Below are 24,697 nucleotides of genomic sequence, written 5' to 3'. Positions count from 1 at the left end.
ACAGCAAGGGCGCCTTCACCGTTTCGCCGTCGATCCTGTGGACATGGGTGCGAGCCTTGGCAAAATGGTCCGCTCGGCAGATCGCGGAGCCGATGGCATCTATAAGATCATCGTCCTTCACACCTCTGATGTCCCGAATCCCCTGCAGATCGCTCGTAGAGGTTAAGGGTCGAAGAAATTGGATAAAAGATTTGCAAGGAAGGTGGCTCTCGTGACGGGAGGGCGTAGCGGCATCGGCCTCGCGACTGCGCGACGTCTTAAGCAGGAGGGTGCCCGCGTGTTCACGGCGCAACGTGGTGAGGACCGGGAATTCGAAGCCATCGGCGTCGATTTCACCACCCCAGAACAGGCGGGTTACCTCATAAAGACGGTTGTTGAGCGGGCTGGACGGCTCGACGTTCTGGTGAACAACGCCGGAATGATGCAAGAGGCGCTCGTCGAAGACATGAGCCTGGCGGATTGGGAGCGAACCATCGCTGTCAATCTGACGACTCCGTTTATGCTGATCAAAACTGCCATGCCCCACCTGCGGTCGGCCGCCGGCACGATCGTGAATATTGGCTCGATCGAGGGACTAGGGTCCAATCCCAAACATGCTGCCTATTGCGCCTCCAAGGCCGGACTTCACGGCCTGACGCGGGCGGTAGCGATCGATCACAGTGGAGAAGGCGTGCGTTGCAACGCCGTCGCGCCGGGTTGGATCGATACCGATTTGAACGTGGATTTCATTGAAAATATGACTGAGCCCAAATCATTCCGTGAGCAAATCGGCAGAATCCATCCGGTGGGGCGCACAGGCAAGCCAGAAGAAGTGGCGAGCCTGGTTGCCTGGCTGGCTTCGCACGAAGCGTCTTTTGTCACAGGGCAGGTCTGGACGATAGACGGCGGCCGAATGGCCAAGCTCAGCCTGCCTTGAGACGGCGACGGCAGCCCGGGAGTCCTTCTTTTGCAATCAAGCCTTGAGATGCCGAAACCATCATTGAAACAATAGGGGTCTACAATGTCATTGAATGCTGCTCTCGACGAGCGTCGCAAGGCCGCCGTTTCCGCAGGCGCCTCCATGTCTTTCCCGATATATGTGGACCGGGCGCAAAATGCCGAGCTCTGGGACGTAGAGGGAAGGCGTTACATTGACTTCATAGGCGGAATGGGCGCCCTCGCGGTAGGACACTCGCATGCTGAGGTCGTCGCTGCGGTACAGGCTCAACTGAACCGGTTCAGCCATACTTTCTTCGGCTCCGCTCCTTATGAAAGCTATATCCAGCTTGCCGAGCGGCTGAACGAGCGATGCAAGGTTGGCGGACCGGCCAAGACCTTGCTCCTCACGACCGGTGCTGAGGCGGTCGAGAATGCGGTCAAGATTTCGCGTGCTTACACAAAGCGCCGCGGAATCATCGTGTTTGGCGGCGCATTTCACGGTCGCACCCTCTTGACAATGGCGATGACGGGTAAGGTCAACCCTTACAAACAGTCATTCGGGCCATTTCCAGGTAGCATCTATCGCGCACCCTATCCGGATCTTTATCGGGGGGTCGGCGTCGAGTACTGCCTTTCGGCCCTCGAAACGCTATTCGAAACCGAAATTGAGCCCAGCGCGGTCGCGGCGATTGTCATCGAGCCGCTTATCGGCGAAGGCGGTTACATCCCCGCGCCTGATGAGTTCATGGCAGGTATCCGGCGTCTCTGCGACCGCCATGGGATTGTCCTTGTAGCCGACGAGGTTCAGTGTGGGATGGGCAGAAGCGGGCGCCTTTTTGCAATCGAACACACAGGCGTCGAACCTGACCTGATCCTGATGGCCAAGAGTCTGGCGGCAGGCCTTCCGATTGCAGCCGTGGTCGGCAAGGCAGAGATCATGGATTGCGTTGGCGTCGGCGGCCTGGGCGGAACATACGCGGGCAATCCGCTGGCATGTGCGGCAGCATTGGCCGTGCTGGATATCATCGACAAGGAGAACCTGCTCAACCGCGCCCAGGAGGTCGGCGAGCGCCTTAAGGCTGGCTTGCGGCGAATTCAGAAGAAGAAAAACCGCTCGGTGATTGGTGACATCCGCGGGCTGGGAGCAATGATCGGTGTCGAACTGGTCGAGGACGAAGAGACGCGCAAGCCTGCGCGATCTCTTACCTTAAAAATGATCAAGGAAGCTGCTGACCGCGGTTTGCTGCTTGCTTCAGCCGGCCGGCACTTCAACGTCCTGCGATTCCTCGTCCCATTGACGACATCGGACGCGATCATCGACGAGTCACTGACCTATCATCGAAGATTCCATCGATGCTGCGATCGATAATGACCTGATTCCCGGAGATCCGGCATAAGCGCAGATTAAGTGAGAAGCCATGCACGTTGAACACCCCTCAGAGCTACTTGAACTGGCAGCTGAATTCCGTCGTGCGCCTTTCGGGCATCACAGCCCGAACCTGCAGAAGCTTCTCCGAACGTTCCGGAGTCTTCCGATCGCCGGGAAACATGCCTTGCTCACCATTCAGCCCAACCGGGTTTGGATGCTCGTGAGTCTGACGGGAGTTCCAGGCAATCCCCTCACAAGACATGAAGGCGTCACCTTCGAAGATCTGGCAGATGCGGAGTGGTACGTGTTCCGGCGACGCTGGCGACAACATTTCGGAACAGAAATTCCAGACGGAGATCAATCGTGAGGACGCTATCTGGTTACACCAACCTCTTGAGCGCTAAGCCGGACGACACGATTGAGTTCAAGGTGAGTTCGCTGGGTGATGCCGCCAAGTTTTCGGCTCGATTGGTGAGGCTCATAACCACCGAGGAGCATCCCAGCACAGCGGGCCTTGTCGAGCGCCATGTCGACGCTGCCTTTAATGGCGTTTACCCCGCTCGGCGGCAGCCGATCTATATAGGCTCTTATGGCTGCGTGAAGCATGATACTGCATTTTGTGAATTGGACGATTTCACGTTTCAAGCGTGGCTCTGGCCGACGCTGCTGGGCTCAAGAGTCCAGACAATCGCTGGTACGTGGGACGAGCAGCGCGGCCATGGCTTTGCGATCAAGATCGATGAAAAGGGCCGATTGATGTTTATGGTCGGCGATGGGGAAGGGGCCGTATCGGCTGTTAACCTGGAAAACGGGTTTCGCGAGCGCAGATGGGTATTCATTGCGGCCAGCTTCAGTGGCCGCGAGGGCACAGCGGTCCTCCACCAGCGGCCCCTTTGCGACATCGGCGATCTCGACTCCCCCGAAACCCGGCTATTCAACGTTGCCGCGGGCCAGGGAAATGTTCGGCAAAAAACGTTCCTTATCGCCGCCCATAAGGTGTCCTGCCAAGACGGGATCCTGATTGCCGGTGGCCACTACAACGGGAAGATCGATTCTCCCAAACTTTACGCCTGCGCTTTGACCGTTGAAGAGATCTCCTCGTTCCGCGACAGCGCCGAAATCAGCCGGTTGGCTGGAAAGGCCGTTGCCGATTGGGATTTCAGCATCGATCAGGGGTCGAATGTTTTCAGGGATGTTTCGGGCAACGGGTTCGACGGTAACCTCATAAACATGCCTGCCCGCGCCATGAAAGGTTACAATTGGACCGGGAAGTTTCACGACTGGCGATGCGCGCCGAAGGAGTATGGCGCGATCCATTTCCACGATGACGATCTTTACGACGCCGGCTGGTCCACCGACTTCACCTTCAAAGTGCCAGATGGGCTAGAAAGTGGGGTTTATGCTGCTCGCCTTGACGCTCGCAATGCCAGCCCGGCCTACGTGATTTTCTTCGTTCGTCCGCCGAAGGGTCAAGCCACGTCCGAAACAGTATACCTCGCTTCAACGGCGACTTACACAGCCTATGCCAACCAGAGACTCATTGCACGAGACCCGCTCGACGAGATGATCATGGGTGGGCTACCGATTTTCGGAGAGGATGACATCTTTCTCGACGAGAATCTCGAGTATGGGAAGTCGGTCTACGATCTCCACACGGACGGTAGCGGAGTCTGTTATTCGTCACGCTTGCGGCCGATCCTGAACATGTCTCCCAATGCAAAATATTGGGCATTCGGTGGCGACGGATACCTGACCGGCTGGCTGGACGCGCTCGGCATCAATGCAGACGTCATCACGGACGAGGACCTCCATAACGAAGGTGAAAGCCTTCTCGCTCACTACCGCGTTGTCCTGACCGGATGCCATCCAGAATATGTCTCTCTGGCAATCTGGGAAGCTTTGAAGACGCACCTGAGCCGAGGCGGGCGCTTGATGTATCTGGGGGGCAACGGGTTCTATTGGAGGACCGCGTTCCATCCGACACTCCCTGGATTGATCGAGGTTCGGCGGGCCGAAGATGGGTCCCGTGCATGGTCCGCGGAACCCGGTGAATATTTTATGAGCACGACAGGGGAATATGGGGGACTCTGGCGTCGACAGGACCGCATTCCCAACCAACTGTTGGGAGTGGGCTTCTGTGCGCAAGGCTTCCAGTCAGGTTCCTATTACCAGTGGTCCCCAAAGAGCAGTGATCCCCGCGTGGAATTCATATCCAAGGATATCAGCCGAGATTGCTTGTTCGGAAACTATGGGCTGGCCGGCAACGGGGCGGCCGGACAAGAACTCGATCGGTACGACCCGCAGTTGAGATCGCCGCAACACGCCGTGGTGATTGCTTCCTCCACGAACCACACCGATTACATGGTCCTGGCCAAGGAAGAAATCGGCGCCATGCATTGGATGATTGGCGGAAGTGAAAACAGAAACGTTCGGTCAGATATAGTGTTTTTCGAGACTGCGGGCGGCGGAGCGGTTTTTTCGGTCGGGTCGATCTCTTGGTGCATGAGCTTGCCCATAAATGGTTACGACAATGACGTGTCGCGGGTGACGCGAAACGTTCTTGAACGCTTCCGCGATCCGGCACCATTCCTGCTGCCCTCAGCCGCGCCTTTGCCAAGCGGATAGCCAAATCCACTGCACATGTAGATGCCCCTTGCAACCGCCTTTCGATGAGCGCGAAGCTTGTGAATTCGACAACATAAGCTCGCACAGGAGCGGTTGTCGGAGGTACTAGAGAACGATTGTTCCTCCCTGACGAAGCTCCTCAGTAGTCTAGTTTATTCCATTCTCGGGCGAACATAGAAGGAGATGACGCCGCGGGCTCTCCGGATGATTCAGTTCATGGACCCTTCTCGGAAGCCCACTGGCCTCGCTGCCCGGGGCCAAGCCTTGGATCGCTTCAAAATCGTTCGGCTCAGCGACACGCTCTAAAGCCCCCATGTGTCAAAGCCCTTAAGCCACAAAGGCTTTCCACCCTTGCGCTCACCGCCAGACATCACTGGAGATAAATCAGGTTTAAGCCAAACGAAAAGTTTTCTCAATTCTCATACCCTGCGCTGCTCCGTATGATCAGCTCAATATTAAGTAAGACTGGCGCCGGACAGCACATGTGGGAGACTGAAATGAAATATTTTTCTAGGCATGGCGAGCCCATGCCGAGGGCGCTCGAAGGGCTGGCGGCGGAAGCAAGAAGAGAGAAGATCGATCGCCGCGAGTTCCTGGCGCTCGCCACCATCTTCGGGGCGTCTACAGCCGTGGCGTACTCGATGCTGAATGCAACACCACCGGCGCATGCTGAAGAATTACCTATTAAGGGCGGAGCGCTGCGAATTTCTACGCAAGTTTACGGTCCAAAAGATCCGCGCGTAAATGACTATCCAGGAATGGCTAACGTCTACCGACAGTTCCTCGATCCTCTCGTCAAGTATACTAAGGATTACACTTTCGAACCCAGCCTTCTTGAAAGTTGGGACACGAATGAAGACGCGACTGAGTATATCCTGCGCCTGCGAAAGGGCGTCAAGTGGAACAATGGGGACGACTTCACTGCCGATGACGTGATGTTCAATCTGCTGCGCTGGTGTGAAAGGGACGTGCCCGGGAACTCGATGGCGGCGCGCATGGCTACGCTCGTTGGCGAAAAGACAGGTAAAGCGAGAGAAGGCGCTATCTTAAGAGTTGACGATTTTACCATCAAACTCAAGCTGCCAAAGCCCGACATTACGATCATCCCTGGCTTTGCGGACTATCCGGCACTGATTGTTCACCGTGACTTCGAAAAGAACGGGTCGGATATCGTTGCGCATCCGGTGGGGACGGGGCCATTTGAACTAGTGTCTTGGGATGTCGCAAAGAAGGCGGTTGTGAGGCGCCGCCCAGAAGGAAGCTGGTGGGGCGGTGAAGTATACTTGGACGAAGTGCAATTCATTGACTATGGCAGTGATCCATCCACTCTACTGAGCGCCTTCGAATCCGGCGAGATAGATGCCAATGATGGGACGGATACCGGTTTCGTCGGCATCTTAGATAAGATGGGGCTTGTCAAATCGGAAGCGAGAACGGCAACTACTATTATGTGCCGCACCCACGTCGCTACTAAGCCGTATGACGATCACCGGGTGCGCAAAGCACTACAACTAGCGGTCGACAATAACGCTGTGCTGCAGATTGCCTATAATGGTTACGGCACGGTGGCTGCAAACTATCATGTCGCCCCATTGCATCCTGAATTTTATCCGCTTCCTGAACAGAAACGGGATGTCGAAGCGGCCAAGAGGCTTATGGCTGAAGCTGGCAAGGCTGATTACGAGCACGAGATCATCAGTAGCGACACGGAATGGCTCAAGGCAACTGGCGATGCGATCGCCGCGCAGCTGCGCGAAGCTGGATTCAGGGTGAAGCGTTCGATTATTCCCGAGTCGAGTTTCTGGAATGGTTGGTTGAAATATCCCCTCTCGATAACAAACTGGAATATGCGGCCGTTGGGTGTCCAGACTTTGGTGCTTGCCTACCGCAGTGGTGCAGCGTGGAATGAGACGGCGTGGTCAAATCCGGAATTCGACAAAAAGCTCGACGAGGCGTTGACGGTTCCCGACCCGCAGAAGCGCAAGACGCTTATGCATGACATCGAAGCGCTTCTGCAGGAATCCGGCATCATCATTCAGCCTTATTGGATTACGGCTTTTCATCACTCGACCAGGAAAGTGAAGAACTACTACATGCATCCGGTAGGGGAAACAGAACTCACCAAGGTCTGGCTCGACCCGAGTGCGTAGTTGCTACTGATGAGGATGCAATCGCCTCCTCCTGGCGGTCGCCTGCTCCAATGGCCAACCAAGCCTTTTGGAAATGATCGGGAAAGCTAGAGCATTAATGACACAATGCAAGTTGGACGCACGTTATGGTAGCGTAACGGAGGACATTCTTGAATTCGACGGACAGCGGTACCTCGACGGTCGGGCATCGGACCCAACGAAATTGGGCTGGATGCGCGGCGCGCCGCCGCCCCCAAACAGGCGCATAACGTTCGAGAACGGCAATGTTTGGAGCTTTCCGGAGCTTCGCTGGTCGTTGTCGCATATAAATGAGCTTAGGCCGACGGTAAGAGTATGGCGGGGGCAAGGAGGCCCTTCGAAGCCTGAACCGTACAAAAACTTTTCTGACATCGACGCGCTCACATTCACCGACGCGGATGGTCGCCCTCGCCGCTTCGATGAGGCGCTCCTTGACACTTTCACCGACGGGTGCCTGGTCCTACATCGAGGGCACATCGTATATGAGCGGTACTTCGGCGCACTTGAGCGACATGTGCCACATTCGTGCCAATCAATCACCAAGTCCTACGCAGGAACGCTAGCCGCTTCGTATGTGCACGAGGGAGTACTCGACGAGTCAAAAACCATATCGCATTATTTGCCGGAGTTACGAGGCACGGGATGGGAGGATGCCACTCTGCGGCAAGTAATGGACATGCAGACCAACTTAGATTGTACTGAGGACTACACAAAGGAGGACGCGTCGTTTAGATGCGACTACCTGTCAGCAATACGGAAGCAAGGAAAGCATGGCGAGTTTTCCTACAGGAGCGTCAACACCAATGTAATGGCTTGGGTTATGTCGCGCGTTATAGGCCGCTCATTCGCTGAGCTTCTGCAGACGCGCCTTTGGACCCCCCTAGGTTGCGAAGAGGACGCCTACGTAGACATTGATTCCACGACTGGCATGCCGAGGGCGCATTGTGGTCTCAATGCGACTCTGCGCGATCTCGCGCGCTTCGGCGAACTGATGCGGTGCGAGGGCACATGGAAGGGACAACAACTGATTCCAGCGTCGGTAGTCCACGACCTACATTTCGGCGATCATCCCGCTAAGCCCGTGCCGCGCTCAGGTTACACCTACCGGAGCCAATGGTGGGTGTCTCACAACGAGCTTGATTCTCTAGAAGCTCACGGTCTCTATGGTCAGGTTCTTTATATCTCTCCAAAGGCCGAGATGGTCATTGCGATTTTTGCATCACATCCGGAGTCCTTCTCCCGTATTGACCATATCCGAGCGCCGCAGATGCTGGCACTTGGCCGAATGCTGTGCGGTTGACAAGGTCAGTTTCCCTGTCAACCGGGTCGGACACCCGGAGCGCGGAAGAATAGTCATCGTCTCGAACTGCAGTTCGCGGCTGGATCAATTAGGTCGCGGAGCAGGAAGCCCTACCGATCATTGAACCTGCCAGTCCCACACAACCGAGGCGTAGCATGATTGGGGAGAAGCCATGCTGAGATTTGTTTTGCGCCGTTTCGGCGTCATGGTTTTGACCATGTTGAGCCTGACGATGATCGTCTTCTACATGGTCAATCTTGAGCCAAACCTGCGCAAGCTGGCGCTCAACCAAATCGAAATGCGCTCGTCAGATGAACAGATTGAAAGCTGGCTGTCCAGGCAGGGCTACCGGCAGAATATTCTCGTGCGCTACGCACAGTGGTTGGGCGTCATTCGAAAGCAACCGATCATCGATCCTGCGACCCACAAACCAGTGCCTCGCTTCAGTTATTGTGGCGAACCTGCCAAACCGTATTACGGCGGAATATTGCAGGGGGAGTTCGGTTGCTCGACCAAATTCAGGACCGCCGTTTCCGAAAAGATTGTACCGGCGCTGGCGGCTACTGTTAGGTTGATGTTCTGGGTGCTGGCGCTAGTAGTGCCGACATCCCTTTTGATAGGCATTCTTGCTGGGATGCGCGAAGGCTCGCGAACGGATCGTGTGCTGTCAGTTGTCTCGATCGCTACGACTGCAACGCCTGAATATGTTTCAGGCGTTATCTTCACAGTCATCTTCGCCTCCTGGCTGGGATGGCTGAACGGCTCGGCGGCATCCACAGCCGAACAAGGCCTAACAGTGTACAACTTCACGCTCCCGGTGATGACGATGGCCATCTCTGCCATCGGCTACATCGCCCGAATGACGCGCGCCTCGATGGCCGAAGTGATGACGCAGCAGTATATTCGCACTGCGCGATTAAAAGGTTTGCCCTTCTCCCACGTAGTCATCAAGCACGCGCTGCGCAATGCGTTGATCACCCCATTCACGGTGATTATGCTGCAAGTACCATGGCTGCTTACCGGGGTGGTAATCGTTGAGACGATGTTCCGATACCAAGGTTTCGGATTCACGTTGAATGAAGCGGCCAGCAACAACGACATTGATCTCCTACTTGGTTGCTCTCTCGTATCGGTCGTCGTCGTGCTGGTCACGCAATTAATCTCAGACATCGGCTACGCTCTTCTTAATCCGCGTATCCGTGTGGGATAGGAGTCGCAGCATGCAATTCGAGACAATCGGGTGGTCTGCAATTACCTTCGACGTCCTCGGCCGGTTCTGGCCAGTGTGGGTTGCGATGGCAATGTGCCTGGCGTTCAGTTTCCGTTTCCGCAACAAGCTTGGTCTCTACGGCGAACTGTTCAACACCGGCATTGGTATCGCGGGGGTCACCATCTGTCTCTTCTGGGCGTTCACCTCAATGTTCGCACCCGTCATCGCGCCGTTCGATCCCCTCAACCAAGTGGCAGCGATGAAGGACGCGCTGCCAGGGAGCGCCTTGCCCGATCGCAACGGTATCTACTATTTCGGCGGCGACACGCTCGCTCGAGACGTGTTCTCGCGCATGATCTTTGGAAGTCAAATCGTGATGGTGATCGCGCCGTTCGCCACTGCTTTCTCGCTGGTTGTGGGAATCGGGCTTGGTTTGCCAGCCGGCTACTATGGCGGAAAGACAGATGCCGCGCTGTCGTTCTTCGCCAATCTCGTCTTGGCCTTTCCCGTCATCCTGATGCTATACTTGCTTGTAACACCTGAAATCCGTCAGCTTTCGTTTGATAACTGGTTCAGCGAGATGACTGAGGTCGGCCTGTCGATCCCGCGATCACTCGCGACATTGATTTTTCTCTTCACGATGATCTTCTTTCTGACGCTCTTTCACACACGATTCAAGAACCGACCTGATCGGTATTACTTGCTGATGGGAGCGACGATCCTGATGTTCTGTTGGATGATTTTGGGCCTTATCTTCGACGCAGATCCGTTTGGCATCGTTCATCTCGATCCAAACGAACTCAACATCTTCGTCGCCGTGGTGCTCGGGTCGTCGCCCGGCTTGTTCCGCATTGTGCGTGGGCTTGCGGTGGACATCAAGACGCGAGACTACGTCGCTGCGGCCCAGACGCGCGGTGAGTCACCCTGGTATATCATGCTCTGGGAAATCCTGCCCAATGCTCGCGGGCCGCTGATTGTTGATACCTGCCTGCGCATTGGCTATACCACGATCCTGCTCGGTGCCTTGGGTTACTTCGGTTTGGGTGTTCCGCCTGAAAGTCCAGACTGGGGCACGGCGATCAAAGACGCGAGTCGTCTCCTGCGTGCCTACATTCATCCCGCTCTGCCGCCGGCTCTCGCGCTTTTGTCATTCGTTCTTGGCCTCAATCTCCTTGCCGACGCGTTACGCGAACAGTCGCTGAAAGACTGAGAGGTGACCATGAAGGAACCAGTCAAACGCACCACCGTCGCAAGTGCCCAACCGATCATCCAGATCGAAAACCTGTCGATCTCGTTCTTCACCCGCAGCGGCGAGATACCGGCGGTGATGGATTTTTCCTGCACCGTCATGCCCGGCGAGGCAATGGGCCTCGTCGGTGAATCCGGCTGCGGCAAGTCGACCGTGTCGCTCGGCATCATGCGCGACCTCTCCAACATCGGGAAGATCGTCGGCGGCAAGATCAAGTTCCAGGGCAAGGACATGGGCGAGCTCTCCGACGAGGAGTTGCGCTCCATTCGCGGCAACAAGATCGCGATGATCTACCAGGAGCCGATGGCGAGCCTCAACCCGGCGATGAAGGTCGGCCAGCAGCTGATGGAAGTGCCGCTGATCCACGACAAGGTGTCGAAGGAAGAGGCCTATAAGCGCGCGATCGAAATGGTGCGCGCGGTCAAGCTGCCCGATCCCGAGCGCATGATGCGTTCCTATCCGCACCAGCTCTCCGGTGGCCAGCAACAACGTATCGTCATCGCCATGGCGCTGCTGTCGAAGCCGGCGCTGCTTTTGCTCGACGAACCGACGACGGCGCTCGACGTGACGGTGGAGGCCGGCATCGTCGACCTGGTCAAGGGGCTCGGCGAGAAGTTCGGCACCTCGATGATCTTCGTGTCGCACAATCTCGGCCTCATCCTGGAAACCTGCGACCGCATCACGGTGATGTATTCGGGCGAGGCGGTGGAGACCGGCAAGATCAAGGACGTCTTCGACCGGATGCGCCACCCCTATACGCAAGGGCTGTTCCGCTCGATCCCGCTGCCGGGCGCCGACAAGAACTCGCGGCCGCTGATTTCGATCCCCGGGCAATTGCCGCTGCCGCATGAACGGCCGAAGGGCTGCAATTTCGGCCCGCGTTGCCACCATTTCGTCGAGGGTGTCTGCAACGCCGCCGAAATCCCGATGATCGAAGTCGAAGGACACGAAGGCCATTTCTCGCGCTGCGTGCGCTTCAACGAGATCGACTGGGAGGCCCTGCCGCCCGGCGCCAAGAAGGTCAATGAGAAGGTCGTGCCTGGCGCACCGGTGCTCAAGATCGAGGACCTGAGAAAATACTACAAGGTTGCCGGTAGCGAGGTGTTCGGCTCGAGCGAGGGCCGTGTCGTCAAGGCCAACGAGACGATCTCGTTCATGGCGCGCGAATCCGAAACCGTCGCCATCGTCGGCGAATCCGGCTGCGGAAAGTCGACATTGGCCAAGGTGCTGCTCGGGCTCGAGACGGCAAGCTCGGGCAAGGTCACGCTGGGCAACAAGGAAATCCAGTCGACCGGCATCGAGAAGCGCGGCGTCGATACGGTGTCCTCGATCCAGATGGTGTTCCAGAATCCGTTCGATACGCTGAACCCCAGCCATTCAGTCGGTGCGCAGATCATCCGCACACTGGAAAAATTCAACGTCGGCAAAACGGTTGCCGACCGCCGCAAGCGCATGCTGGAACTGCTCGACCTGGTCAAGCTGCCGCGTGCCTTTGAGACGCGCAAGCCGCGCCAGCTTTCCGGTGGCCAGAAGCAGCGCATCGGCGTGGCGCGTGCCTTTGCCGGTGACGCCAAGGTGGTGGTGGCGGACGAGCCGGTCTCGGCGCTCGACGTCTCGGTGCAGGCGGCGGTCATCGAACTGTTGATGGACATCCAGCGCAAGAACAAGACGACGATGCTGTTCATCAGCCACGACCTGTCGGTTGTGCGCTACATCGCCGACCGCGTGGTGGTCATGTATCTCGGCTATATCGTCGAGCAAGGCACGACCGACCAGATCTTCTCGCCGCCCTATCATCCCTATACAGAGGCGTTGCTGTCGGCGATCCCGATCGCCGACACCAGCGTGGTAAAGAAGCACATCGTGCTCGAGGGCGACATCCCGTCGGCGATGAATCCACCGCCGGGCTGCCCCTTCCAGTCACGCTGCGGTTACAAGAGGCTAGTTCTGGGAGGGCTCTGTGAGCGGGAGGTACCGCCAACCAGGAGAATGCATAGTGGCCATGACATCAGGTGCCACCTTCCGGATGCGTTCCTTGCGGCAATGGAACCGGTAATAAAGCTCAGTCCCAAGCTCGAACAAAAGGAGACAAGCGTCAGCGAAGCAGAGGCATGATCACGAGGAATACTCATTCAGTGGGCATAGGGAGAGCAGGACTGCATAGATTTTTCGCACCGTCTCGTCCGGGGGCTAAATGTTCGATCCCAGGTTTTGATGGGGCATCCTTATCCTCCGAATCAAAGGATGCACTAGGCCAGGTTCTTCATGGGAGCGCCACGACGACAGAGGCGATCCGTCGAGCGATATATGTCTGGACGACCGCCGATCAAGGGTTTGTTTTGGCAATGGGACGTTCGCGGGTGCGGTCATGTCTCTGGCATGTTGTTGCAGTACTGTGACCGTTGGCCATGATGGTGTCCGCTGGTCCTTTGGCCTGATCAAGAGAACGAACTCAAAGCTCCGACTACGTTGCAGTCTTTCGGGATATGTCTTCGTCTGTTCCCATCACGTCATTGTCACCTCGATTCTGGGCCGCAGCCTCAGCCGTTTTTTCCGTTACGCCTGCGTAGCGGCATAGCGTGCGTCATCACGCCCTTGAGTTCATCTGCAAGGCTTGGGCTGCACAGGCCGAACGCTCCAAGCTTAATCCGCTCCAGGCAAATGCCGGGACTTCTTTATTCGGCATGTTGAAGCCTCAAAAGCCAGCGCAACGACAGGTCCGACACCAGGGACGGCGAGCAACACCTCCATGATGTCACGTAGCTCCGGGATGTCGCCGGAAAGGTTCGGTCTCAAGGTTGGCATTGTCGGCGCTGCCAAATTGCGGATTCGCATCGGGACACGCAACAGGCCTCGAATGTGGTTCTCAATTGCGATGGCTTTTTCCTGCAGCAGCAACTTGCGGGCTGTTAACAGCGCCCGGCGTTTCTGGCTTATCAGCGTCTTGACGTGCACCGGCCGGAACAAATTAACCCGCATCATCTGCGCGATGCCGCGCGCATCATTGCGGTCGGTCTTGTTGACCTGCCCCTTGAGAAAGGCCTTTGCATGACGGGTTTCGATGCAGATTGCAGGTAGTCCGGCTCCCGCCAGACCACTGAACAACCATTGTGATAAGGGACCGGCTTCAAGCCCGATCCGGGCCAGATTCCAGACGGGGTTCTTCAACGCCTCAACAAGATCGTCCGGATGGCTCGCAACCTTCATCTCTCGGCAAATTCGGCCTCCTTCATCCACGATGCAAAAGGTCGTCTCTTTGACGGAGGCGTCCAGTCCGGCATAATGCTTCATGTTGCGCTTCCTTTCCTCATGCTTGTGGCTGTTCACGCAAACCACGTTTTATCATCAGCTCGAAGCGCAGCACCTCAAAAACCCGTTCAAAACGTGGGGCAAAGCCGAGTACCCCATCTAAACAGATAGACAAGCGGCTTCGACGCCCGGGTCGGCTCTTGGAAGCCCCCACTTCAAAGCCGGGGTATGTCACACATGCGCCGGCTTTCGGTTGGTGCACCGGCGACCAGGATCACGTTCTGTAACCAGTTCAGCGCGCTCGAATTGTGAACAAGGCCGGCGCTGTCCTCGACAAGCGGCTTTTGTGCAGTTCGACCCGGTCCTGGCACCCGCCTCAACAGCGTGCTGATGGTTAGAGATGCCATGGCCCCAACGGCGGCCTCACTACTGAGAGGACAACTGCTGAGCGATTTGCGTTAAGCTATGAGTCATCCACATTGCGGTAGTCGCAAAGTCCTCGATCGAAGCGGCTCTACGGCTACTTTGGCGTGTGGCGGGCCAGTTCACTGAAGGTCTGAATGCCTGATGCTTAGCGCGGCGGAAGCGAGGCCGCCATTGAAGCGCTCTGGGGCACGGTCTTTTCCGCAGTTGATGAATCGAAATGACCCGTACCCCGTAACGAAAAGCCAAGAAACAGACCAAATAGCGGGGCTGTGATCAGGAGAGTTGTAATGGCAACACATTTTCCCGCTGGGATGCGTTCAAACTGTAAATCTATATTTCCCATGCGAGGGGAATTCTGCTCCACTTTACCTTCCTCTCCGTCCAGTTGAGTTCACAACGCCAGGAAGTTTGCATTTAATTCATGATATGTCAAGGATTCAGAGCCTCCAACGTCCATACGACAACGTCCCATTGGTTGGTGAAAAAGGGCTTTATTTCTCGAACAAATCGCACGCCTGTCGTTAACACAAAGCGTCCTTACCGGCTGGCGCGTGGAGCATACTACATCGAGAAGCACTGACATGAACTAAATCTATAGAGCGCGCACTCTTTTGGAGTGTAAAAATGTCATCGCGCGGGCTATGAACATGGGCGCCAATCTCTGCCTATCATCCCAGTGAGCGTCCAGTGAAGCTATTCAATTAGCAAACAAAAAGTTGAAAAATGTTCAGCCTTCCAATCCGCGCCAGCGACTGGGGCGGGCAGTTTGATCGCGAGCGCTGACGAACTCGCGAACTCGAGGCACGCCTGAGGTCTGGAGCAGAATGCGAGGATATTACGCTGTCAATGATGCAGCACATGCGCTGCGGTGTTTTTGGAGAAGGCGAGCATTGTCTCCCCCGTTCCTGCGTGATTTCTAGGTAAGCGGATCCGTGAGTTGGAAGGAAAGCGATTGGAAGGACAATCATGCAGACCGCGTTCGAGAGATTTTTGGAACGGCTGTCAGAAAGCGTCGATGAGACCGATCTACTCGGTGCCATGACTGATATCGCCTCAAGGCTCGATCTGCTTACCTTCGCCTATCTCTCCCAGCCAATCGGGTCTGATGGCAACCCTACGCTGATCTCCAATTATCCGGCGCCCTGGACAGAACGCTATTTTGAAAACCAATATCAGAGCATCGACCCCGTGTTTGTTCGTGCACGCTGTGGCGGATGCCTGTTTCGATGGGGATTTGATCTACATGGCGTTGAGCCATCGATGGCTCAGCGCAGGTTTTTCGAGGAAGCGGCGCAGTTCGGCATCCGCTGCGGCGTGACGATCCCGATTGTCGATCTTCGGGGAAATTTTGCCGCAATGACCTTTGCAGTCGACCGCCCAGATCCTGCATTTTTTCGCGTGGCGGAACGCTATGAACAGGGCCTTTCGTTGATCGCCACCTGCTTTCATATGTTCGTGCGCCGCAAACTTTCGCCAGACCGCGTGGTGGACGGAATTTTGCTGACCGCCCGTGAATACGAGTGCCTCCAATGGGCCGAGAAAGGCAAGTCTGCCCCCGACATCGGCTGCATCCTGGGGATCACGCGGCATGCGGTAGCGTTTCATCTGGCCAACACCCGCAGAAAACTTGGCGTGAGCACCACCAAACAGGCAGTTGCGCGTCTCGCCGCTTCCAGTCTTCGCGCCACGCATTAGTGTGCCATATCTGTGCAACTGCACAGAATGGCGCAATCGCCTGAAGCATCGCCGCCTATGGTGGGGAAATTCTCCGAACACGAGGTCTTTGATGATCCAGCTGATTGCTTCCGATTGCTATGATTATTTTGCCGACGAGCTGCATGCAATGCTACCGCCTTTTCAGCGAATGTCTCGATTGGGAGGTCCGAGAGTACGGCGGTACGAAGTCCATTCTTTCGATGCGCTGCGCCCCATACTACCTGTTGCTGCGCGGATGCGTGGGTTTTGTCGAAGGTTGCGTTCGTCTTCTGCCGTCCACAGGTCCGACAATACTTCGCGACACCTTTTCCGTCCTGTTGGGGGGAAGACCGCGCCTGAGAACCCGAGCGTCTGAGAAAGCAGCCGATTCGCACTCGACATTTCGTCATCCGCACCGAAGGGAGTGGGTGGTGTGTCAATAGGTATCTATGGACTGTTCGCCGGCATGATCGAGTTCGGCTTGTCGCGCCGGCTCCAGCCACATCGTCACGGTCACCAATTTGCGCATCGAACGCATCCTTCGCCGGGTAGGCTGGCCACTCGAGCGGATCGGAGAGCCGCACACGTTCGGCGTCATCAGCGCGCTTGCCGGCTATTTGGATGTCTCGGAAGAAAGGCTGCACACGGTCCGCCAAAACGGCGGCCTGCACGGTCCAGGCTTTGGGCGCCGGTGCTTCGTCAGGTCGCGTGAGTGGCGTGAGAAAGTTGACCCCTTCATGCCAACGACCCAACCGACACATGCTGATCCACCTACCTGGTGGGAGGAGCGGGCGTACGACTACACCGCTCATCTGATGTCGCGGGGATGGGGCTGGGAGTTCCTGCGGTGCAACCCGGCATTCCAGCATGAACTGCAGGTCGCGTCGCGCCGAACCTCCGTCGAGGTGATCGCGTCGGCCGCAGACCTGTCGCGCTGGGGTGTTTTGTTTCGCGGAATTCCACTGGCGCGATGCGGCCGTGTTCTGGGATCCGCGCCGCTGCGCACATGTAATGCCTGTGATCGCGGAACGGGCTTCTGGGTCGCTGACGATACCATCGTTCCATCTGAGGCCACTGCCATGTCGCGCGACGGTCCTGCTCGCGCACGACAAGAGCCAGTATGTTCTTCTGCGCAACGCGCAGCGCAGCCTTCAACTCGCCATTTCGGGCGCCGACATCCTTCAACCTGCCTGCCTCTCTGCCGACGCGATCTGGCCCGCAGCGCATTTGAAGCATCGCCTATGGGTGCTGGAGTGCCTCAATAATCTTTATGCTTACGGACAATTGCCTGGACGTCTGTTTCCACCTGAAAAGCGCTGGTCCCGATTGACCTTCGTTATTTTCGTGCGCTTGATGGCTCACTCGCCGGAGCATCACATCTCGAGATCGCTGAAGCACTGATCGGCCGGGGGCGCGTCTACGCCGACTGGACCGACCCTGGCGATCACCTGCGCGACAGAATCCGTCGGGCCGTAAACGGCGGTCACACGCTCATGAATGGCGGCTATTGGGACTTTCTTGCCTGAAAGCGTGCCCCTGCGCAGTGTGCGTCAACCGGCAAACAGTTCCTTGTAGCCCGTCGTCACGATCCAGTTTGCCCGGTCGATATGGCTGCGGAGCGCCTTGCAGGCGCGGACCGGATCAAGAGCCGGATCGATGCCGAGAATGAGAGCGGCCATATCCTCTTCACTGGCATTGTCTGCACAGGCGTCCAGGATCCGTAGGTAGATCGTGAAATGCTCCCTGTCATAACTCGTTAGGCTGTCTGACCAGGGCACGTCGTCAGCAATGTTTGGCTTCATGCGCTTTATGGCTGGTTTGATCTCGGTCCATTGGCGAGTTTGTTGTGGCCTGGCTAGGCCTTCACCGATGGGCCTTTATAAGGAATAGGAACGATCATTCCTAGAGCGATAATTCCTTTTCAGCGCCTATCTCATGCGTGGATCTCAAAGAGGTCATGGCAATCAATATGCGTCGTTTGCGCCATGAACAGGATCTGACGCAGGAAGAGTTGGCTGCACGGGCGGATCTTAGCATGCGCTACGTGGGCTCGATCGAGCGTGCCCGCGTTTCCGCGAGCGTCAGCGTGCTCGGACGACTGGCGCAGGCATTCAGTGTTGATCCCTGCGAGCTCATAAAACCGCCGCGCAAGGCCCGGCATTCACGACCAGCTTAAGCGAGAAAACCAGCTATGCGCCCGCGCGCCTTGTGGCGTGCGCTGGGTGCTCGTGAATCGAGCCCGCTTTTCTTCGGTAGGCTCAGGCGGTCTCGGCCATTTGGCCCCTGGCGCATGCAGCCTTTCGGCTGCTGATCGTCGCCGGCCGATCGGCCGGCGTCGTCCGTGTGGGCCGTCCCGGTGGCGTGCGGTGGACGCGTTTCCTTCTTGGCCCGCCGCGCATCCCGCAACCCATCGCTTGCGGACCGGGTCCGCGTTCCGGTCCTTCGGATGCGATCCGCCTTCCACGGCAGGCCCTTCCGGTTGGTTTCGCGGCCACCCGGTTGCGGGAAAAGGCGCGGGATTGAAGAGCGGAGGACGAGGCGTGCAAACGAAAGCGTTCCGGCAGGGCCAGGGCTGGCGCAGGCAAGGGCGGCGTACCGGCGCCAGCCTTTACGAGGACACTACTGAACGTATCGTCGCCAGCTGGAGCGCGGCACCGCGCCTCGGGTCAAGCCTTGGGCAGGGCAAAAGCCGGCCTTCACCTGCCAAAGAACGCGGCCACCGGCCGGCTCTGTTCCGGCATCAATATTCTGATCCTTTGGGGCACGGTCTTCGAACGCAGCTCTGCCTGTCAGAACTGGCTGAAAGGCCGATGGCAATGAGCCGCAAGCCGTTCCCTCTCTTAAAGCGCTTCGCCGTCTTCAATGTTGTGCAGTGCGACAACCTGCCCGACCACCTCTTCGAGCGACACGAGGATCACCATGGACTGCTCTTCCCGCGCATGCTGGAAAAGCGGCTCAAGCGCGGCGGCCGCAATTCCGCGAGCACGGCCGCTATGTCTGTCACATCGACGAGCTCCACGAATGGTCGAAAAGCCATTGCAGGGCGATAATCGCGAGAACGCTTCCGCGCTGGCCGGTGATAGGGGCCGGCCGCACATGCAGTTGCCGGCGATCTCAAGCTCGATCACCGCCGAGACCGCCGCCGACACTGCGCTCGACCGGATCGACGCGTCCCGAACGCGACCGCGCCTCCAACTGCCCACGCTCGCCGCTTACCTGCTGCAAATCGCCAGGCTTGGGCGGCTATCTCGCCCGCAACCATGATCCGCCTCCCGGCAACACGGTCGTCTGGCGCGGCATGATCCGCTTGCACGAGATCGCCTTCGGCATCTCCATTGGACAAAGCCGACGATGTGGGTAATCGGAATCTTCGCCGGAGGAGTACGGCAAGCCAGCAGATACTCGATTGGACGCTGACGATGATGCCGCGAGCACGATCTACCCGGCCTTTCTGATCGAGGAGGACGCCCGGCGTCGAGCTTTCAGGAACTTCTGGAAAGGGACTGTCATCGAGCCTGATTGCGGCAGCCATGCTCAAGGCCGAAGAGGCGCCAGACGTGTGGATCTCTCAAAGTCGCACAACGGACAACTTTAAGAACCCGGCCTGAAAGATCCAGTTATCAAAGTCTCATCAAACGGGCATCTCGTGAGATTTTCAACTCCGCTCTCGGTCACGAGCACCTGCTCTTCCAGTTTCACGCCTTCCCGCCCACCGACGGCACCGATATAAGCCTCGACGCACAAGGTCATTCCGGGCTCGAGAACATAGTCGAATGCTCCCGGGATGAAGTCTTCAGGATAGAGAATCGCGGGATATTCGTCGCATAGACCGATGCCATGCATCATGACGCCATATCGCTGCTTGACGAACTCCGCGGGAAGCTTGTGGCTGCGCTGCGTGAGCTCGGTGAAAGAGACGCCCGGCTTTAGCATGGCCATATTTGCGGCCACGTGCTCGTATGCGATGGCGTGCAGCCTTCGCTGTTCGTCGGTGGGACAGCCATCACCGCAGTGCCAAGTGCGGGAGAAGTCGGCACACATGCCGTACGGGCCCACCATATCGGTGTCGAAGGCGACGAGGTCTCCTGAGACAATGCGACGGGGGCCGGCCTCCTGCATCCAGGGGTTCGTACGCGGGCCGGAAGTTAAAATGCGCGTTTCGATCCACTCGCCACCACGTGCGATGTTTTCGGCATGAAGAACCGACCAAAGTTCCGTTTCGGCTATGCCGGGCTGCAAACGTTCTCGCATTTTGGCAACGGCAATCTCGCAGGTCGCGAGAGAGCAGCGCATGGCGTTGATCTCGTCGATTCCCTTAATGGCCCTGGCGTGCTCCATGAGCTGCATGCCGTTGCAAACCTCGATGCCAACTGCATCTAGCGCACGAAGGCCGGGGATTTCGATCTTGTCGACGGCAAGACGACGGTTTTTGCCACCAGAGCGGCGCAACAGTTCGTCAATTTGTCCGGCAAAGTCCCTGGCGATTGCTTCCTCTTCATCGCCGGCAACAAAATAGTAGAAGCCGGCGCCGCCATCCCGGATTTCATTAATGAGCGGCAGGTAGTTTGACAGGTGGCCGCAACGATGGAAATCCCAGAGAACGACATAGCCGTCGGCCGATACGAACACAGCTCGTGACGGATTGTGCATGATCCATATGTGCATGTTCGAGGAATCTGAAGCGTATCGTATGTTCAGCGGATCGAAGCAGAGCACGCCCGCATAGTCTCTTTGGCGGAGTTGCAGAACAATCCGATCAAGACGGGTCTTGCGCATACGATCTAGGTTGGGCGTGGTCAGGCCCAAGGCTGCCCACTCCGCAAAGGCGACGTCCGTCGGCCCAATTTCAACCCGATCATCGTCATCTATGCTCCCGTCCGGTTTAAGTGCCTTTGCCACTCGCGTTGGATCAATTTTGGGGTTCACGATCGAAAACGAGGACATTGTTGCAGGACTCCTGGGTGGGCCGCTGTTCCCCGCGGCTGAGAGGGAAAACGCAGGATTTAGTCTTGGTGTGCGAAGTTTTTAATGTGGCAAAGCGATGGTCATCGCCCTAGGCCGTCCAACTAGTAGCCTGACTGGGTCCTGTTTATCGCGCGCCCACAACGATCCATCTCGTTCAAGAAGATGAGCTGCGTCGTAGGCCTTTGGGGGTGCCCAGTATAATGCGCCGCCGCGACGACCGGCGCTCCACCACGGCAAGCCCGCTCGCCCGTACCTGTCGCCAGGTAATGCCGTCATCGACCGCAAGCCTGCCATTGGCTGTTAACTCCGACTTTTCGGGTTGTGCCGCGGCCTGAGAAAAACCGGCATCGCCTTGTCGTCCAGCCCGCGAACTCAAGCTCAGGTGATACTATCATCGGCGGCGACCGAGGTTCGCCAACTTTTTGTAAATATACTTGAAAGAACGGTGTAACATTTTGGGCCGGCTGTTTGGCCCAGAGCTACGAACTCCAGAGAATTCGGGTGGTCAAAGGACGTCCTTGGACCATGCGGGGACACTGCTTTCGCGTGAGCCAGCCTGGGCTATACAATCTTCGCCTGCGTGGTCTAGGAGAGAGGTTGGTCAGTACAATGCTGACTGCGGTGACCGGCCGTTGCGGCGCGAGTTTGAACCCTGTCCGCTAATCATACTGCCTGGCTGAGAGCTCTCTCTTTTTTCGGACCCCTAGCCGATTCTAAGTGCCACCTGGAGGCTGTTCCAGGGTCCTTCCGCAGGTCTACCGGTTGCAGAAGGATCACCGGTGGTTTTGCCGTCTCCGCAACCGGCATCATCGCGGTCGCCATACTTAGGCGCGCTTAAGGCAAGTGGGCACGGTGTGCGCTGCTGAACGTCCCGATCATTCGTTTTGATGCATCGCGAGCCAAAGCGAGCTGCCACCAATGGCTAACTGCCGCGGCTCCTCCCTTCGTATGGGTCGCGACAGCGTCGCTACGGCATCGATGCCGGTACGGAGCTCCGCACCTCGCCTTGGTTGAGCTTCCGACATTCTTGTTCGAGACAAAAGGACTTTGCGGACTTTTTCTAGGGGTCCACCCGCTGGCTGGAAAGGAGTGTGATCCTAGCCTTAAGTGAAATGGTGATCGAGACTCTATGCCACCCAGCGGAAGCAAATAAAGCATAGGACGCAAGATCGTTGCCGGCACCGCGAAGCTTCATACATGTCCATGGGATACCGTCATCCATTCTGGTGGACATTGGACATACTGCATTCCAAGGTCGACAGTCGTTAGCATTATTGTAGCTGGTAGAACGTTAAACACATGGTGCTCGCCAAGGCGCCGTTCACCCAGCTTCTTCCGCGTGCGCGTGACAAGCCCGATCGACGGAAGAATGGAACGAGTTCCTCGACAGCATTGCCGACGACGAAAAACTGATCACCCGCGTCAAAGCGAAATCTCGCGGCAACAACGGTACTATCGATCGAGGGCAGTGGCCGGACAGCCGACTTGCCCTACATGATCGAACGGGGCGAGGTCTATCTTAGGCGTTCGGAGCTCTCTCCGAGCGGCGCATGTCATTCTTGGTCCTGGTTACTGCACCTCCGCCAACGGATTTGGCAGTTGATGCTCCACCCGCCCCAGTCTGTAGCGCTGTAGATGCATTCGGAGCACAGAGCGAGTCGGCCAAGGGTCCTCAAGAAACGCATTGCGTTCCCGCAGCCAGAACGCGTCGGAGAGCATTCGCGGCCGTAGCGCGTCAAGGGCGGCTTCGGTTTCTTCCCGCAGGATGCGCCAAGGGCTGGTGCCCAATTGAGCATACTGTTCACATAAGCACAACGCGATCTCATGGAGATGGCAGACGAAACAGGAGTCGATCAACAGTGAGCGCGTGAGACTGATATCTCCCTCGAATGTGGCGGGTGAGGTCTCCTTGCCGTCAAAGGGATTCAGACTGTGACCGCGTTCCTCGAAGAGTGGCGCAAAGCGGTAGCCGTCACCAAAATCGCGGATCAACAGTTTTCGTGGGCTGCCATTCTCATCGAACAGGATGGTGCTGTTTTGCTGATGCGCCTCAAGGGCAATTCCGTAAAGCAGATACATGCTAAGTGTCGGCCGGATGACGGTGGCCGCATACGCGCGGAAAAACGCAGAGACGGTCAGGTCGGTTTCATTGCCGGTCCTAGCGATTAGCTCGCAAATGAGAGGACGACCATCGATCGGGCTGGCCGTCAACAGCGCAGCAACGGTAACGGGTATAAGGCCGTCATGACGTGCCAAAGCATTTGCGCTTCGATACAGGACCGATAAAAAGCGCCCCGGATGCTCGTCGCCCGTCTCGATGTGACGGAAGATTGCGCCCAACTCTTCGCTAAAAATCTCTAGTCCCTCCTGCAAAATCTGCTCATTTGTCAGAATATCGGAAATGAGAGTGCTAAGTCGGGGACCCATATGAATAGATTGAGCGTGCAGGGCGCGGTGTTCGCTAGTCATCCAGATTGCCACCGGAAGCTTGATAAACGGCATCGGCTCTTTTTCTTCCGGCAGCATCGTACGGAAGGATATAGACGGTATAGTCAGGAGTTCCGGGCCATCAGGGTCGAAAACATCGGAAGAAATTTCGGAGGCGAATTCACGGCGGACGAAATTCTCAAGGTGCCAGCTATGGACAGGCATAGGCAGCCAGTCCGCAGGCGATTTTCCACGTTCCTTGAGACTTTCAACCCAGTCGCGCCAAAGGTCGGGAAAGTTTTTGGAGAACCATTCCGTATAGCTGCCTACATGCGGCATCCTCTCCACGTAAACCCATTCTTTGCGAAGGCTTGTGAGGTGCACGCGTACGCGAGCACCGAATTCAGGGGAGAACGCACTCACGTCCTCGGGCGATAGGCCCGGCTTTGCTTTCCATGTCGGGTAAAAGGGGTGCCCTTCCAAGGCCCCCACTGATCCACAGCCATTGCTGCCAAATGCGGCGGCAAGTTCTTAAAAAGATAAGCGAGAAAACCTCGCATACCTTCTTCAGCTACTTTCCCCCGCAGTTCTGCACTCCAGTGATGTCGGTGGCGACGAGCCAGGACATCGTTATACACGCTGTTCTCGATGTCCCGGAGAAGATTTTCCAAGTCCTCAGCCGTAGGAGAAAGCGCCAGCGCGGGCGCAATCTGTCTTATGAGGCTGGCGGCATCATTGATTCGATGGCGCGCTCCGGTTTCCTCCAGCACTTCTATGAAACCCCGATTTTGGAATGTTCCGGCCGGGGCACGGCGCAGGTCAGTAAAACACAAAACCTGGCGAGATACCCAAAGCGGAAGCCAAGCATGGGTTCCAAAATGTGGCCATAAGATCCCGTCTCGTTCAAGAAGACCTTCGGCAAACAGGCAGCGTACCACTCGGTTGAGAGAGTTCGCTGATGCATTCTCCCAGAGCTGCGCGTCGCGCAATTGGGTCTCGCCATCTGCCGGGGCAGGTATGCGGTCGTCCATTATAGTTCCTCTCATTGTCATGCTCCACTGGCAGCGATCTCCGATTGAAGATACAAAACTCATGC

At 57.0% G+C, this 24,697-nt stretch carries 16 protein-coding genes and 2 pseudogenes; 14 read left to right on the top strand and 4 right to left on the bottom strand.

What is annotated here, in order from left to right:
• Positions 1–202: 202 nt before the first annotated feature.
• From EJ068_RS12720 to EJ068_RS12685, 8 genes are all read left to right on the top strand, one after another.
• A complete protein-coding gene (locus tag EJ068_RS12720) occupies positions 203–916 on the top strand; it encodes an SDR family oxidoreductase (protein WP_245463410.1) in 714 nt (237 codons plus the stop codon).
• A gap of 84 nt (positions 917–1,000) precedes the next feature.
• Positions 1,001–2,287, top strand: coding sequence for a 4-aminobutyrate--2-oxoglutarate transaminase (gene gabT / locus EJ068_RS12715; protein ID WP_129554573.1), 1,287 nt, complete (start codon positions 1,001–1,003; stop codon positions 2,285–2,287).
• A gap of 363 nt (positions 2,288–2,650) precedes the next feature.
• Positions 2,651–4,912 carry a N,N-dimethylformamidase beta subunit family domain-containing protein gene (locus tag EJ068_RS12710; RefSeq protein ID WP_189512623.1) on the top strand — a complete coding sequence of 754 codons (2,262 nt, stop codon included), beginning with the start codon at positions 2,651–2,653 and terminating at the stop codon, positions 4,910–4,912.
• 497 nt (positions 4,913–5,409) lie between these two features.
• On the top strand, positions 5,410–7,062 hold the full coding sequence (locus EJ068_RS12705; protein WP_129554571.1) for an ABC transporter substrate-binding protein: 1,653 nt from the start codon (positions 5,410–5,412) through the stop codon (positions 7,060–7,062).
• A gap of 73 nt (positions 7,063–7,135) precedes the next feature.
• Positions 7,136–8,380, top strand: a complete 1,245-nt coding sequence (locus EJ068_RS12700; RefSeq protein ID WP_348527807.1) for a serine hydrolase — start codon at positions 7,136–7,138, stop codon at positions 8,378–8,380.
• A gap of 172 nt (positions 8,381–8,552) precedes the next feature.
• The gene (locus EJ068_RS12695; RefSeq protein WP_127404084.1) at positions 8,553–9,590 is read left to right on the top strand and encodes an ABC transporter permease; all 1,038 of its coding nucleotides are present in this window, start codon (positions 8,553–8,555) and stop codon (positions 9,588–9,590) included.
• Between the two features lie 10 nt (positions 9,591–9,600).
• Entirely contained in the window at positions 9,601–10,800 is a 1,200-nt protein-coding gene (locus EJ068_RS12690; protein WP_129554570.1) for an ABC transporter permease, read from the top strand.
• 9 nt (positions 10,801–10,809) lie between these two features.
• Positions 10,810–12,954, top strand: a complete 2,145-nt coding sequence (locus EJ068_RS12685) for an ABC transporter ATP-binding protein (RefSeq protein ID WP_129554569.1) — start codon at positions 10,810–10,812, stop codon at positions 12,952–12,954.
• Between the two features lie 573 nt (positions 12,955–13,527).
• Here the strand turns inward: EJ068_RS12685 and EJ068_RS12680 are convergent.
• Positions 13,528–14,130 (bottom strand): annotated as a pseudogene (locus EJ068_RS12680) (transposase); the annotation flags it as partial.
• A 1,350-nt stretch (positions 14,131–15,480) separates the two neighbouring features.
• Between EJ068_RS12680 and EJ068_RS12675 the strand changes: the two are divergent.
• From EJ068_RS12675 to EJ068_RS33250, 3 genes are all read left to right on the top strand, one after another.
• The gene (locus tag EJ068_RS12675; RefSeq protein ID WP_127404215.1) at positions 15,481–16,209 is read left to right on the top strand and encodes a LuxR family transcriptional regulator; all 729 of its coding nucleotides are present in this window, start codon (positions 15,481–15,483) and stop codon (positions 16,207–16,209) included.
• A gap of 978 nt (positions 16,210–17,187) precedes the next feature.
• Positions 17,188–17,610, top strand: coding sequence for a hypothetical protein (locus EJ068_RS12665; protein ID WP_245463409.1), 423 nt, complete (start codon positions 17,188–17,190; stop codon positions 17,608–17,610).
• Positions 17,526–17,735, top strand: coding sequence for a DUF2285 domain-containing protein (locus tag EJ068_RS33250; RefSeq protein WP_306283349.1), 210 nt, complete (start codon positions 17,526–17,528; stop codon positions 17,733–17,735). Before EJ068_RS12665 ends, EJ068_RS33250 begins: the two co-directional genes overlap by 85 nt.
• A 24-nt stretch (positions 17,736–17,759) precedes the next feature.
• Here EJ068_RS33250 and EJ068_RS12660 read toward each other — a convergent pair whose 3' ends face one another.
• The gene (locus EJ068_RS12660; protein ID WP_127404216.1) at positions 17,760–18,011 is read right to left on the bottom strand and encodes a hypothetical protein; all 252 of its coding nucleotides are present in this window, start codon (positions 18,009–18,011) and stop codon (positions 17,760–17,762) included.
• Positions 18,012–18,148: 137 nt separating this feature from the next.
• On the opposite strand from EJ068_RS12660, the gene EJ068_RS12655 reads away from it, so the two are divergent.
• From EJ068_RS12655 to EJ068_RS32590, 3 genes are all read left to right on the top strand, one after another.
• Entirely contained in the window at positions 18,149–18,385 is a 237-nt protein-coding gene (locus tag EJ068_RS12655) for a helix-turn-helix transcriptional regulator (protein ID WP_127404217.1), read from the top strand.
• Between the two features lie 364 nt (positions 18,386–18,749).
• Positions 18,750–19,259: a hypothetical protein gene (locus EJ068_RS12650; protein WP_245463408.1), complete on the top strand. Its 510-nt coding sequence runs from the start codon at positions 18,750–18,752 to the stop codon at positions 19,257–19,259.
• Complete coding sequence (locus EJ068_RS32590) at positions 19,231–19,473, top strand: hypothetical protein (RefSeq protein ID WP_189512620.1); 243 nt, start codon at positions 19,231–19,233, stop codon at positions 19,471–19,473. The genes EJ068_RS12650 and EJ068_RS32590 overlap by 29 nt, the downstream gene beginning before the upstream one ends.
• 327 nt (positions 19,474–19,800) lie before the next feature.
• Here EJ068_RS32590 and EJ068_RS12640 read toward each other — a convergent pair whose 3' ends face one another.
• Positions 19,801–21,153 (bottom strand): Xaa-Pro peptidase family protein, encoded by a 1,353-nt coding sequence (locus EJ068_RS12640; protein ID WP_129554567.1) that lies wholly within the window; start codon positions 21,151–21,153, stop codon positions 19,801–19,803.
• Between the two features lie 1,590 nt (positions 21,154–22,743).
• A pseudogene (locus EJ068_RS12635) lies at positions 22,744–24,632 on the bottom strand (IucA/IucC family protein).
• Between the last annotated feature and the right edge of the window lie 65 nt (positions 24,633–24,697).

Origin of the sequence: Mesorhizobium sp. M2A.F.Ca.ET.043.02.1.1 (assembly GCF_003952405.1) — a bacterium.
Classification (GTDB): domain Bacteria; phylum Pseudomonadota; class Alphaproteobacteria; order Rhizobiales; family Rhizobiaceae; genus Mesorhizobium.
Note: the sequence above shows the minus strand (reverse complement) of the source record. Positions and strands in the feature narration are given on the sequence as shown.